Source organism: Acinetobacter sp. YH12201, from assembly GCF_013418145.1.
In the GTDB taxonomy this organism is placed as follows: Bacteria; Pseudomonadota; Gammaproteobacteria; order Pseudomonadales; family Moraxellaceae; genus Acinetobacter.
In genome coordinates, this window is sequence record NZ_VPCP01000029.1 from 20,242 (window position 1) to 34,589 (window position 14,348).

Consider the following 14,348-nt stretch of genomic DNA (forward strand, 5'->3'; position numbering starts at 1 on the left):
AAGAATGGTCTGTTGTGGTGTTGGTCTGGCTTTTTCCTGGATCAAGCTTATTCCTCATGAATCATGAGAGTGATCAATTGCGATGACAGCATAAGCCTTTCTTAACTTAGGAGTAATCGACGATGCGCGCCGATATTCACCCAAAATATGAAAAATTAGTTGCTACTTGTTCATGTGGTAACGTAATCGAAACTCGTTCAGCGCTTGGTAAAGAAACAATTTACCTAGACGTATGTTCAGCATGCCACCCATTCTATACTGGTAAACAAAAGAATGTGGACACTGGCGGCCGTATCGACAAATTCAAACAACGTTTTGCAGGTATGTCACGTTCTATCAAACGTTAATACCCAAAATGAAAAAAACGGGCTTCTTGCCCGTTTTTTTAGGTCCGCTATTTCATCAATGACTCAATTACAGACCTTGTACAAGACCTATTGGTCTTGTACATCAATCAAATGATCCAGTTTTTTCTGGAAATAATCGCCCTGAATAAAACGAGCATCCACGTTCCATGCGTTTGCAAACAGAGTCATGTCATTGAGATCGCGCAGCATGATTTCGCTAGCTTTAATTTCCTGGAAGGCACTCAGCTTTTCCTGTAATTCTTGCGTCGATTTTTCTGTCTGCAGCATTTTGGTCAAATTCTGATGTAAAGTTAAACAATTTACATCAAGTTGACGTAACATCGACTCGCTATAAATGCTATTACCAAAGTCTCTGAGGGAAACTTCAGCGCCAAATTGACGTAACTGGGCAATATACTTTTGAGCATCTGAGATATTTTGACTAATATCTTCTTCTGAAAATTGTAAAACTAATGGATGCTTCAATTTACTGCGGACAATGGTAATGAGTTTGGAAATGAATTCAGGGAAGCTTCGGTCGTGTAATAGTACCGCTTTATTCAAATTCACAATCAATTTTGCTTCAGGATATTGAGTAATGAAATTATGCAGTTGTTTACATGATTCCACTAATATCCAGCGATCCAGTTTAATGGATAACTCAGGATCGTCTGCAAGTTCTCTTAAGCTAACCAGATCTTTCCAGTCATTTTCATAAATAAAGCCGCTAGTGACTTCATAAGTATATAAATTAGTGTCTTGCTTATCGTAGAGCTGTTGATATTTAAGGTGAATTTCACCGCGATCTAAGCTTTGTTGCAAGGCTCTGAGTAGGGCTGCTTCAGGTGAACTAGGTACTGCCTTAATTTCGGGTTGCTGTAGCTCAATGCTTGGAATGTTTAACGGTGTTTCTAATTCAAGTGCAGGAGTCGGCTGATTTTTCGGTAAAGCAGTCTTGTAAGCTGTAGCAATAAATTGTTCAAAATGTTTTTCATCACGTATTTCAGTATCGAGCAGTGTATAGCCAATTCTGAGATTCAGCGGATAGGATGTGTGATCAATGGACAATAATTGCGGTTTAGTTAATGAACTTAAACCGATAAGTTTGGACTCTAATTTGGCTTTAGATTCGGCTTGGAACAAGCCCACATAAATACCAAAACTTGTTTGAAATAATGGAGCATGAGTTTGCTCCTTTAAAAAATCCTTGATATTAGTGGAATAATTTTTGAGTGTATCCCACTCCTCTTTAAAAATATTATCAGGACAAGAAGCCAGGGAAAATACCACGAGGGCATTAATATCTGAAGGTTGTTGAGTGATGGTACGATTAATCAGCTGATAGGTATTGGACTTTGGAGCATCGGCTGTTGTAGATGTAGGCTGAACTGATGGTGAAGATTCAATATCAATCGTAATTTGTACGGCATCTTCTTCATTCGTAGAAGGTAAAAACTCAACTTTAAGCGGGTTTGGAACAGATATTTGATGATTTAAGCTGTTGATTTCAAAACGCCCTAAATCAAACTGACCTTGTGAAATTTTTTTAAAACGTAACTTAAAATCATTTAAATCTTTAGGCTGAAGTAGGTCGAGTAAGGGAAGTCCAACAATCTGATCTTCATTATTAAGTCCAAAAAGTGCTAAATATTCAGGGTTTGCCTGGACATGAATACCTTCCTGAATCAGTGCAATCGCTTTGTTGCTCTCTTGAACTAAAGACTGGGCCTGGGTTTGAGCTGTTTCTAGCTCTTCCATTAAATGTTGTTGTGTCAGCAGCAAACGACTGAGTGAAAGGGCACGTAAAAGACCAATATAAAAACGATCTGGATAATCCAGATTAAGAATGTCATAAATCCCTTTACGAATATAACCTGCGTATTGATCGGCCTGATAATCATCAGGTTTGAGCAGGATCATTGGAAGGTTTGGTTGCTTGGATAGGCGGATTAAGCTTAACGCCTGTTCATATTTTAAGTCATAAGCACGACCAAAAATAACCAGATCCCAAGTGTGATGTAATTGCTTTTCAAAGTTTTGTAAATCATCCAGCAAGGTTGCATGTACTAAATGTTCACTGGATGTTAAAAGGTCACGAATTTGGTTAAAACGTATTTGATTATCATCGATAATGAGTAAACGTGTTTCAGTACGTTTTAACTTTTTAGACAATAATGGATTTCTCACTTTAATGCTTCCCATAAATCGTGATTCTTGACTTCATTCGTTTGCTTATTAATAAAGTTGTTGATCAGGTTTTCTTGTTGCTCATTCAGTAATTCGAACTCAAAACGGATAAAACTTTGTGTAATGATTTGTGCTTTGGTGAGATAAATTTTTATTTCTTCTCGTCCCAGGCGTAAATGAATAGTTTGTTTTTCCCTAAACATATGTGAACCAGACACGATCAGGCTGGTGGATACCTCATCAACTTGGCTAGACTGAACGATTAGGGCAGGTTGGTAATTATTGCTATGACGATCTGTTTTGATCATGACAGCACAAGGGAATAAATCTTGTGCCAAGACTTCTAGTCCCAGTTCCAGGCTTTTGGCTGTTGACTGCTTGATCCAGCGGATCACACCGCCACGCCAAGGACTATGAGTATTTTCCTGAATTAAAATAAATTCGCCAGTTTTCAAATTCGAAGGTGCAGAGCCATTCCATTTAATTCTGTAACCATTGACACTGATGTCCAGAACTTCTGCGGAATAAATCTGTTTGGTTTCACGATCCAAAGTTTTTGCTGTAGTCATTTCAGCTGGGATATTCGAATTCATCGAATTAATAAAGCTGCTTTCATTATGGAATTGATAATTGGTATCTAATTCCAGAGTTTCATGAAAGTTTTTGCCCTTAGAGAGGTAAAAGTGTGCCACCGAAAGACTAAAACAGATTTGTAATTGTGCAGAATATTCATAACGTTCATGACGGCGTTCTGTATTGCTGGTAAGCAGATTGTGAATATGAAAGTGCAGGGCCGGGGTTAAAAATAGCTTTTCATTACGTGATAAGTAACCAGACTTTTTGGTTTGGGTTTCAGACAGATGATCTAATAAATTTTGTGTTGAAATATAGATAGTCGGTTTGTAAAGACTGGCCTGATTGATATTAAAAACAGGTGGATAGTCTTTATTGATATCGACAATATAGCGAGAAAGCGAGGTTTCTTTGGGTAAGACATGAACCAGTTTGGCCCAGTCAAAACTGCATAAATATAAGCCTTGCATTTCAGAAGGCCGAATTTGATGGGTATTCAGAATTTCCAGCAATACCAGTTGTGAATAAGCCTGAGCAACGGTTTGTAAAGGATGCTGCGTGTCTAAAATCTGATTGATATTGGTTTGATAAAAATTATTTTTAATTGCACATTCAATCAGCTGATGTGCAATTAACCATTGTCCAAATAAAGGCGTGCTATAGAGCAAATGTTGTTGATAAAGCAATAAAGACAATTGCTGCAAAGCATAATAAGTAGACACAATTCTGGCCGTTTGCAAACTCTTCTTTTGATTGAATGCAAATAGAGAAAACTTTTGCATACTGAGCTGGGTGTTGCAGCGTTTTGAAATATCGATATAAATTTTGGCAAAATGACTACGTAGCAGCATCGCTAGCTCAATGATCTGGTCGCTGCGGTCATTGCTCATCAGCCCCTGATTGAAAAAATGCTTTTCCAGGCTGCCTAAAACATTATCCAGGGTAGGATGCAGGATTTGAATCAAGTCAAAACGCAACATTTCCGGACATTTAAGTTCTGATATTTCCAGCAAGGCATTGAAAAGTTCTTTGGACGAATTCCCCAATTGAAGAATGGATAAATTGCATACCCAGTCTTGTAAGCCTTTTGCATTGGTTGGGCAGAAGCTTAATTTTTCCAACTTTAACTCTGTTGGTGTTTGGAAGATATCTGAATTACTCATAAGCATCGTTATTATTAACTCAAAAAGTTGAAACCCCAAAAAGCGGTGTTTTATTTTTTTCGCCCGCTATTTCCCTAACGAGTTTAGGAACCAAATATCCCGGCAGGTTCTCTAAAACCTCTTTATATATCAGATTAATTTCTTCAGGACTTAAGTCAAAATGATGGGCACCTTTTACTTTGTCTAATACGTGTAAATAGTATGGCATCACGCCCGCTTCAAACAGGCGATAACTTAAATCCACTAACAGCTGCGCAGAATTATTAACCCCTTTTAATAAAACTGCCTGATTCAGCACGGTAATTTGATGTTGAACCAACGCTGAAAGTTTGGAACAGGTAAACTCGTCCAGCTCAGCGGCATGATTTGAGTGTACCACTAGAATAATGCGCAGCCTACTGTTTTTTAATAAGGAAATCAGCTCTTCATCGACACGGTTGGGGATTACGATCGGAACCCGTGAATGAATTCTCAAAAATTTAATTTGCGGCATGGACTCAAGACGTTCAATCCACAGGGCAAGTTTTCGATTTGACAGGGTAAGCGGGTCGCCACCGCTCAAAATAACTTCGTTTATATCTGGTTGATTTTGAATATATTGTTTAATATTTAACCAATCTTCATTTTTTGGCAGGTTTTCCTGGTAGGGAAAATGACGGCGGAAACAGTAACGACAATGAACTGCACATGCCCCAGTTAAGGTGAGTAAAAAACGCGATTTATATTTATGTAATACGCCTGGCTGTTGATTCGCCTGTTCCTCACCTAAAGGATCGGTTACAAAACCAGGATGATCTTCAAGTTCCAGATGATGGGGTAATACTTGTAACAGCAGAGGGTCAAGCGGGTTGCCAATGCTCATTTTTCCGACGAACGCACGGGGAACACGCAACTTAAACTTTTCAGAAGCTAGGATTGCCCCTGATAATAATTGATCAGGCGAGAGCTGAAGTGTTTCAAGCAACTCTAAAGGGTCCGTAATCAGGTCACTCAGTTGAGATTGCCAGTTTTGCTCTTGATACAAATAGTTTATCATGCCAGATGTTAAAAATAATGCTAGTCTAGCATTAATAGATTTAAGTTAGTAAGTTTGGAGCGAGCCTTTCATGGCCAATTATTCTACAAATGACTTTAAGCAAGGCCTTAAAGTAATGCTTGACGGCAACCCATGTTCAATCATGGAAAATGAATATGTAAAACCTGGTAAAGGTCAAGCATTCAACCGTGTAAAACTTCGTAACCTTAAAACAGGTAAAGTTTTAGAAAAAACTTTTAAATCGGGTGACTCTTTAGAAGCAGCGGACATCGTGGAAGTAGAAATGAACTACTTGTACAACGATGGTGAAATGTGGAACTTCATGGATCCTGAAACTTTTGAACAGATTACTGCAGACAAAACTGCAATGGGTGATGCTGCAAAATGGTTAAAAGACGATTCTAACGAACTTTGTACCATTATGTTATTCAATGGCGTTCCATTGACAGTAAGTGCACCAAACTTCGTCGTATTGAAAATCGTGGAAACTGATCCAGGCGTACGTGGCGATACTTCTGGCGGCGGCGGCAAACCGGCTAAACTCGAAACTGGTGCTGTTGTTCGTGTACCATTATTCGTACAGCAAGAAGAAAGTGTTCGTGTAGATACTCGTACGGGTGACTATTTAGAACGTGCATAATGGTTTTAAAATAGACTATTATCGAAAGGGATGATCAAAATCATCCCTTTTTTTATGCCAAAGTATTAGATGAAAAGCAAAATATGAGGAGTACAGTCGCAAGGGAAAAAACAGCAGTATACCGAACAATAAAAAATGAAGGCTGATTTATGCATTAGATATGAGGGCTTTACATGGAAACGATTCAACCGAAGTTATCAATAACTTCCAAAATAGTGTGGCTTCTGGTGGCAGTTCTAGGTGCGGTGTCCTTTGGGATACTTGCAATCAGCAGAGGTGAGCATGTCAATGCAGTTTGGCTGGTTTTAGCTGCCATCTGTGTCTATAGCATCGCTTATCGCTTCTATAGCTTATTTATTGCCAATAAAGTTTTTGAACTCAATGCCAGACGTTTAACCCCCGCTCATCGTCTGGCAGATGGTCTGGATTATGTGCCGACCAATAAATATGTCTTGTTTGGACACCACTTTGCAGCCATTGCCGGTGCCGGGCCTTTAGTCGGACCAATTCTTGCGGCACAAATGGGCTACCTGCCAGGAACCATCTGGTTGCTGGTCGGTGTTGTACTTGCAGGCGCTGTGCAGGATTTTTTAGTCCTGTTTATTTCGACCCGCCGTGATGGACGATCACTGGGTGAAATGGCAAAGCAGGAGCTTGGTTCTTTTGCCGGTATCATTGTGATGCTGGGTGCATTAGGCGTCATGATCATTATTCTTGCTGTGCTTGCCTTGGTGGTGGTAAAAGCCCTAACCAACAGTCCATGGGGTGTATTCACCATTTCAGCCACTATTCCAATCGCCTTGTTTATGGGCGTATATATGCGTTATATCCGTCCGGGAAAAATTGCCGAGGTTTCAATCATCGGTTTTGTGCTGATGATGCTGGCGATTGTCTATGGCGGTAATGTGGCAGCTGATCCGTACTGGGGGCCCATCTTTACCCTTTCAGGTACGCAGTTGACCTGGTGTCTGATCACTTATGGTTTCATTGCTTCTGCATTACCGGTCTGGTTGCTGCTCGCGCCACGTGATTACTTGTCTACCTTCTTGAAGATTGGCGTGATTGCCGGTCTGGCCGTGGGCATTATGGTGGCATTGCCTGAAATGAAAATGCCGGCGGTAACGCATTTCGTGGATGGTACAGGTCCTGTCTTTGCCGGTTCGATGTTCCCGTTCCTGTTCATTACCATTGCCTGCGGTGCCATTTCCGGTTTCCATGCCCTGGTTTCTTCAGGTACGACACCTAAACTGGTTAATAACGAAGTGGATATTCGTGTGATCGGTTATGGCGGCATGTTGATGGAATCGTTTGTTGCGGTTATGGCAATGATTTGCGCCACCATTCTTGAGCCTGGTGTATATTTCGCAATTAACGCACCTGCTGCGGTCCTCGGTACAACGGTGGAAAGTGCGGCAGAAGCGGTACGTACTTTAGGCTTTGTGGTGACACCTGAAGCCTTGACTCTGCTTGCTCAGGAAGTGGGTGAGAGTTCAATTCTATCGCGTACCGGTGGTGCCCCAACATTTGCCATTGGTATGGCGCACATTATTACGGAAATTTTCAATAACCGTTCCATGATGGCGTTCTGGTATCACTTTGCCATCCTGTTTGAAGCATTGTTTATTTTAACAGCGGTAGATGCCGGTACACGTGCTTGCCGTTTCATGGTTCAGGATACTGTCGGTATTGTAATTCCTGCGGTGAAACAATCGCACAATTTCTTTGGTAATTTGTTGGGTACCGCAGTCGCTGTTGCAGGCTGGGGTTTCTTCGTTTATCAAGGTGTGATTGATCCGCTCGGTGGAATTAACAGCTTATGGCCACTATTCGGTATTGGTAACCAAATGCTGGCGGCTATGGCACTGATTTTAGGCACAGTCATTCTGTTCAAAATGAAGAAAGAAAAATATGTTTGGATCACGATTGTTCCCACCATTTTCCTGTTCATTACCTGTATGACTGCTGGCTGGCAAAAAATCTTCCATGAAAATCCGAAAATTGGTTTTCTGGCACAGGCCAACCGTTTCTCTGATGCCATTGCTCGTGGAGAAATCTTAAAGCCAGCCAAAGACATTGCTGAAATGCAAACGATTGTGTTCTCCAATCAGATTAATGCAGTACTGTGCGGTTTCTTCATGATTGTGGCGGTGGTGATGCTGTTTGCTGCGATTGGTGTCATTCGCCGCGCATTGGCAAATCCAAATCCGACTGTGCATGAATCTGAAGCCATTTACAGTGATGAGATTAGCTCAAATGAAGTGGCAGGAGAGGTGAAATGAGTCTAAAAGATCAAATTCGTCAAAAACTGGCACTGGGCAAAATTATCAAGTTTACGGTATTGGCTCAACCAAAACAGTTTTTGATGCTAAATGGCATTAAAACCATTCAGCTCATTTGGCAACGCCTGCAGCAAAGCTTTCGCCTGATGGTGGGGGTGCCGGACTATCAGACCTATTTGGCGCATATGGCAAAACATCATGCCGATTTAACCCCCATGGATGCCAAAACATTTTACCGTCACTGTGTGGATTCACGTTATCCAAGCGCAGGCGGTGGAATGAAAAAATGTCCCTGCTAGCCTGAAGATATGTTTGTCTGAAATCTTCTGATTTATTTGGAAAAACAACAAAACGGTGTATGTTAATCATGCACCGTTTTTTATTGGGGAAAGAGTGTGATTTGGGGTATGAATAAAGTTCAAAAACAGGAACTCACGCTAGCACAACAAGAGCTGAATTTTCAGGTAGAATTTTTTGCTGAAAAAATTCAGGCATTCCTGACTCAAATCAATCGGATTATTTTGGATAAAGAGCAGCAAACCAAACTGGCTTTATGTTGTTTGCTATCCGGTGGACATGTGCTGTTTGAAGATTTGCCGGGGCTGGGTAAAACCACCTTGTCCAGTGCCTTGTCGCATATTGCCGGATTGAAGTTCCAGCGTATTCAGTTTACCAATGACATGCTTGCCAGTGATGTGATTGGGGTGAACATGTTTAACCAGAAAGAGCATCAGTTTGAGTTCAAGCAGGGACCTATTTTTACCCAAATTTTGCTGGCTGATGAAATTAACCGCTGTAGTCCAAAAACGCAAAGTGCTTTGCTGGAAGCGATGGAAGAAGGCCAGGTGACGGTAGATGGGGTACGTTATGATTTACCGCGACCTTTTTGGGTCATCGCTACGCAAAATCCGTTGTTTCAGAGTGGAACTTATAGTCTGCCCGAATCGCAGCTCGACCGTTTTTTGATGCGTTTGTCACTAGGCTATCCATCACGTTCTGCAGAAAAACTGCTATTACAGCAAGATTCCCGCTATGCCTTGATTTCAACCTTGCAACACGTCTTTAATGAAGAGGAAATTTTGACAATTCAGCAGCTAGTGACGCAAGTTTATATTGTCGATGCAGTGCTGGATTATCTACTGGATCTGGCTGCTGAGACCCGTAAAAGCCCGCATGGTTTATCGACCCGCGGATTATTAGCCTTGAAAAAAGCAGCTCAGGCGCACGCCTTTATTGAACAGCGTAGTTATGTGACTCCAGATGATGTGCAAGCGGTGTTTGCTGCCGTGGTGTCGCATCGTATTGGCCTAAGCGAAGCAGAAACCTTGCAGCTGATGCAGCAAGTCCAGATCAGCTAAAGGGTGATTGACTTGACTACACTTTTGACCCAGCCGTGGCACAAATGGTTAGCGAAACGCTTCCAGTTTAAAAAAATCAAACAGCTCTCGCAAAAAGACATTCTGATTTTTATCTATCAGCAGGGATACCTGTATCTGGTGTTGATTTTGCTGACGTTTATTGCCGGGGTAAATTATGCCAACAACCTGATTCTGGGTTTTTGCTTTCTGGTCAGTGCCATTTTATGTATCAGCTTTTATTTAACTTTTAAGCAGCTGCATGGGCTCAAGCTTGAGGTTTCAGTCAATGAAGTTGGGCAGGTGGGCCATCAACTGGATTTTCAACTCCATTTTCAGCAAGCGCAAAAGCAGCCGCGTTATTTGTGGGTTAAAACTAGCCAGCATTTGGAAAAAATATTCATTTCAGAATTGAAGCAAAACATGACCTTGTCATTTTTTACTGAAAAAAGAGGGAGGTTTGATTATCCAACCCTTCAGGTCTATTCAGTTTATCCTTTTGGGCTGGTGCGGGCCTGGACCTATTTTTACTTGAAAGAATATTCATGGGTGGCCCCTAAAGCGGCTTTTTATCCTGCAGAAAACAAGCAGCATCAGCACAGTTTTGAGCCGGATATGGATGAATTCCGTGAACTGCGTAATTTCAAGGCTGGAGATAGCTTGCAAGCGGTGTCATGGAAGCAGGCAGCACGTGGACAAGGTTTATATATCAAGGTATTTGAACAGCACAATGAGCAGCCGAATATTGAAATTCATTATCACAATATGCCGAGTACTCAGCATGAAGAAAAACTGAGCCTCATGATGGGCTTAATTGAACAATGTGAGCAAATACAGTGTGCATATGCAGTTTTTTTACCGCAAGCTGAACTGGCTGCAGGTTTGGGTAACAGCCAGTTATTACAGGCCAAAAAACTTTTGGCGCAGGCTTAAATCATGATTGATACACAGATCAGAACCTCGATACTGATGACCCTGTTATTGATACTGATGGCACAGGTTATTTTTAATCCGCTGGTATTGAGCCTTATTTTTGCCCTAATTATCTTTTTTTTATTTTATAGCTTAAAAGATCAGTCCAAGGCTTTATCCAGAGTGTGGACCTTTGTGCTGACTTTAGTTGCTTTGGCTGCAATTTATTTTAACTATCAAACTTTTATTGGTATAGAAGCTGGCGTTGCCGTTTTATCTACTTTTTTATTTGCTAAGGCGCTGGAAAGCAAGAATAAACGTGATGTCATTATCCTGTTTAATTTTGCCATGTTTGTTAGTGCCAGTTCATTTTTATTTAGCCAGTCCATCTGGATGGCACTGATGGTGCTGCTCTGTTTACTCAGTTGCCTGATCGGCCTGTACCGTTTACAGACCCATGAATTTAGACAATTGCAAAATTCATCCGGTGCATGGCAAAGTGATGCCAAACATGTGGCTAAATTCCTGATTCTGGCTTTGCCTTTTTTTATCCTACTGTTTGTGTTTTTCCCGCGCTTGCCACCACTTTGGGCGATTCCGATCCCGGTACAAAAAAGTGTCACTGGGATGAGTGACAGCATGTCACCAGGGGATATTGCCGAGTTATCGCAGTCAAGCAGTCTGGCATTTCGAATTATTGGCGATATGCATCAATTACCAGACCGCAATGATTTATATTGGCGAGCGATGGTTTTAGACCAGTATGACGGTAAAACCTGGACCAGCAGTTTTGTCAATGAAAAACCGGTCGCAATTCAAAATCTAAAGAACGGAAAATACAGTTTTAATTATCAGTATTTAGCTGCTGATCCTCATGTGATGTGGGTGATGGGACTAGAACAATCGCGACCATTACAACAGAACTATCAGTTAAAACAGGATGGCCGTATTACGCCGGTACGACAAATTTTGCAGAATCAGCCGATTGTATTGCGATGGCTGGGCAATGCTCAGTCGCAAGAACAGACTTTATATAAAACAGGATTTTTGCAACAGATCAATACCAAAATTCCAGAGCACTTGGATGAGCAATCACGCCAGTTTGCATTTGAGATGTTCAAGCGGAGTGGACAGCAACCTGAACGTTATGTCAGCAATATTTTGCAGTGGTATAAAAATAATGGTTTTGCTTACACCTTGAATCCCGGCTTGCTGGGAGAAAACCGGATAGATGAATTTCTGTTTCAATCACGTCGTGGTTTTTGCGAACATTATGCCTCAAGTTTTGCTTTGCTTATGCGTTATGTCGGCATACCTGCACGTGTAGTAGTGGGTTATCAGGGTGGACAACTTGCCCCTGATCGAGCCAGCTGGGAGGTGCGACAGCTCGATGCACATGCATGGACCGAAGTTTTATTGCATGGAAAATGGCAAAGAATCGATCCTACAGCGATTATCGCGCCACAACGCATAGATGGGGGAATGCAAAATTATATTGAAAGTGATCGCAGTATTTTGGGCAATAAAGAACAGAAATGGAGATATCGCCAGTTTGCAGTGATGAAAAACCTGAGAATCTGGAGTGATTATGCGAGTTATCAATGGCAAAGCAAGGTGGTGGGCTATGATGCCGAAAAGCAGCAAGGCTGGTTGTCCACGCTGGGTATTAAAAATGCTTATGCCAGCAGTATCATCATGTTATTGAGTATTCTGCTGGTGGTGGCGGTTTATTTTATCTGGATTTTTTATCGAAGCAGTCGGTCGGTTTCAGCTTATGAGCGTGCCATTCAACAATTTTCTAAACAATTGGAATTCAACTTGCGCAAGCAGCCTGCAGAAACTTTTTATAGCTGGATGCTTCGTTTGGCTGAACGGGCAGAACAGGATCAGCAACAGATATTTACTCAAACAGCACAGCATTATCAGCAACAGCACTATTCTTTAATGCAAAATCACCAGCAAATAAAGCAATTTAGAAAAATGCTTAAAACATGTGCAAATACTTTAAAAAATAATAGAAAGCACTTGTCTTAAAAAATAAAAGTGAATATGATTCACAGCACTTAGGTGTATAGCTCAGTTGGTTAGAGCGCTACGTTGACATCGTAGAGGTCAGCAGTTCGAGTCTGCTTATACCTACCAATATATTAACCACTCATGATATTTCATATACTTTCATGAGTGGTTTTTTTATGTATTACAATAATTTACATTAATTTCTTACCCACTCATAACTGCTCATAACTACCCATATAATTAGCCATCTTGTATCCATTGATGTATCCCAATAATATTTTCCATATTGGGATACAAGGTACAGAAATGAAAAGATTTGATATTAAAAGACGACCTCTAGCAGATACTGTTTTAGAAGCTTTAGAGCCAGAAGAAAAAGAATATAGGGAGAAAGATAGTAATAATTTATATTTCCGTGTTCAAACAAGTGGAAAAAAATCATGGCAACTAAGATATAAAACTAACGAAAACAAATGGACTTGGCTTGGACTAGGATCTTACCCAGAAACATCTGCTGTTGGGGCAAGGGAAAAAGCTATGGAAATTACTTTAAGAAAATCCAATGGAGAAGAAATAAAAACAAAAAAAAGAATTCTTAAAGAAAAGATTGATCTTGAAGAATTGAAATTTAAATATTTACTGCAAGACTGGATCGAAACCAGAAAAAAAAGATGGAATGAGGTGACTTTTAAGAAAGCTATAAAATCATTAGAGAAACATATTTTTCCAAATTTTGGAGAAAGAAATTTTAATGAGATTACCCCAAAAGATTGGCTTGATTTTTTCAAGGGGCTTCAGAAGAAATTCGAAATTTACAACCAAGTTGAGAAGTTAACTTCATATTGCCGTGGTGCATACGATTTGGCTAAATTTCAGAACAAAGTAACCTCAAATCCGTTGGAAGGAATAAATGAGTATTTAGATCCGTATAAAAAAGGAAACATGAATTTTGTTTCTTATGATGAATTGCCTGAATTAATTATGAAAATTAGACAATACCCAGTCAGAGAAATAGTAATTGGTTTAGAGTTAATGATACTAATGTTTCCAAGACCATCTGAATTGAGGCTTGCTACTTGGGATCAGTTTGATTTTGATGAGGCAGTGTGGATTAGGCCTGCGTCCATAATGAAAAATAATATTCCACATGCAATTCCTTTATCAAAACAGAGCATCTGTTTATTGCATGAGCCGTACCGGGTTTGTCGGAGACTTTTTATTTAAGTTAGGCCACCTGACCTAACGGGTTAATCTTATCATAGTACATTGCTTCAAACTCAAAAGGCGATACATAACCGAGTGCACTATGTACACGCTTTTTATTGAACCAATCTACCCAATTTAATGTCGCAAGTTGTACATCCGCTAAACCTTGCCAATCTGCTTTTAAATATTCAATCACCTCTGTTTTGTATAACCCATTCACTGTTTCAGCCAAAGCATTATCGTATGAATCACCAGTCGTACCGACTGATGCTCGTAAATTTGCTGCTTCTAAACGATTGGTATAGCGAATAGAAAGATATTGAACACCTCTATCGGAATGATGAATCACATTCTTTGGCATACCTCGGTCATGCAATGCTTGCTCCAGCGCATCAAGCACCATATCTGTATTCATACGTGTTGATACTTTCCAGCCAACAATCGAACGTGAAAACACATCAATAACAAATGCGGTATAGACCCAGCCTGAATGAGTTTGAATATACGTAAAGTCACCGACCCATAGTTGGTTTGGATGATCAGCAGTAAAATTACGTTTCACTAAATCATCTGCTCTTTTTTGATCATCTCGGCTACGGGTGGTTTGTTTATTCTTACCACGCCAAACACCTTG

11 protein-coding genes, 1 tRNA gene and 1 pseudogene are annotated in these 14,348 nt (G+C 40.5%); 9 read left to right on the forward strand and 4 right to left on the reverse strand.

The annotated features are described in order from the left end of the window. Window positions 1-122 precede the first annotated feature (122 nt). Entirely contained in the window at window positions 123-347 is a 225-nt protein-coding gene (gene rpmE / locus FTU91_RS07780; protein ID WP_001200845.1) for a 50S ribosomal protein L31, read from the forward strand. Between the two features lie 87 nt (window positions 348-434). Here rpmE and FTU91_RS07785 read toward each other — a convergent pair whose 3' ends face one another. From FTU91_RS07785 to epmB, 3 genes are read right to left on the reverse strand one after another with little or no spacing between them, the layout of a single operon-like run. Next, window positions 435-2,549, reverse strand: a complete 2,115-nt coding sequence (locus FTU91_RS07785; protein WP_180081667.1) for an EAL domain-containing protein — start codon at window positions 2,547-2,549, stop codon at window positions 435-437. Beyond that, on the reverse strand, window positions 2,531-4,276 hold the full coding sequence (locus tag FTU91_RS07790) for a GTPase (protein WP_180043294.1): 1,746 nt from the start codon (window positions 4,274-4,276) through the stop codon (window positions 2,531-2,533). Before FTU91_RS07790 ends, FTU91_RS07785 begins: the two co-directional genes overlap by 19 nt. A 13-nt stretch (window positions 4,277-4,289) precedes the next feature. Continuing rightward, entirely contained in the window at window positions 4,290-5,306 is a 1,017-nt protein-coding gene (epmB, locus tag FTU91_RS07795; protein ID WP_180043295.1) for an EF-P beta-lysylation protein EpmB, read from the reverse strand. A gap of 70 nt (window positions 5,307-5,376) precedes the next feature. Between epmB and efp the strand changes: the two genes are divergently transcribed. From efp to FTU91_RS07835, 8 genes are all read left to right on the forward strand, one after another. Beyond that, a complete protein-coding gene (gene efp, locus FTU91_RS07800) occupies window positions 5,377-5,946 on the forward strand; it encodes an elongation factor P (RefSeq protein WP_086195645.1) in 570 nt (189 codons plus the stop codon). A 173-nt stretch (window positions 5,947-6,119) separates the two neighbouring features. After that, the gene (locus FTU91_RS07805) at window positions 6,120-8,225 is read left to right on the forward strand and encodes a carbon starvation CstA family protein (RefSeq protein ID WP_086195644.1); all 2,106 of its coding nucleotides are present in this window, start codon (window positions 6,120-6,122) and stop codon (window positions 8,223-8,225) included. Continuing rightward, window positions 8,222-8,524: a YbdD/YjiX family protein gene (locus FTU91_RS07810; RefSeq protein ID WP_180043297.1), complete on the forward strand. Its 303-nt coding sequence runs from the start codon at window positions 8,222-8,224 to the stop codon at window positions 8,522-8,524. Before FTU91_RS07805 ends, FTU91_RS07810 begins: the two co-directional genes overlap by 4 nt. Before the next feature lie 108 nt (window positions 8,525-8,632). Continuing rightward, window positions 8,633-9,583 carry a MoxR family ATPase gene (locus tag FTU91_RS07815; RefSeq protein ID WP_180043299.1) on the forward strand — a complete coding sequence of 317 codons (951 nt, stop codon included), beginning with the start codon at window positions 8,633-8,635 and terminating at the stop codon, window positions 9,581-9,583. 24 nt (window positions 9,584-9,607) lie between these two features. Then, the gene (locus FTU91_RS07820) at window positions 9,608-10,513 is read left to right on the forward strand and encodes a DUF58 domain-containing protein (RefSeq protein WP_180081673.1); all 906 of its coding nucleotides are present in this window, start codon (window positions 9,608-9,610) and stop codon (window positions 10,511-10,513) included. A 3-nt stretch (window positions 10,514-10,516) separates the two neighbouring features. Continuing rightward, window positions 10,517-12,526 (forward strand): DUF3488 and transglutaminase-like domain-containing protein, encoded by a 2,010-nt coding sequence (locus FTU91_RS07825; RefSeq protein WP_180081668.1) that lies wholly within the window; start codon window positions 10,517-10,519, stop codon window positions 12,524-12,526. A gap of 31 nt (window positions 12,527-12,557) precedes the next feature. Continuing rightward, window positions 12,558-12,634: transfer RNA gene (locus tag FTU91_RS07830), tRNA-Val, on the forward strand. 180 nt (window positions 12,635-12,814) lie between these two features. Beyond that, on the forward strand, window positions 12,815-13,732 hold the full coding sequence (locus FTU91_RS07835) for an integrase arm-type DNA-binding domain-containing protein (RefSeq protein WP_180081669.1): 918 nt from the start codon (window positions 12,815-12,817) through the stop codon (window positions 13,730-13,732). Between the two features lies 1 nt (window position 13,733). On the opposite strand, the pseudogene FTU91_RS07840 reads toward FTU91_RS07835, so the two are convergent. Continuing rightward, window positions 13,734-14,348, reverse strand: a pseudogene (locus FTU91_RS07840) (IS3-like element ISAba19 family transposase); the annotation flags it as partial.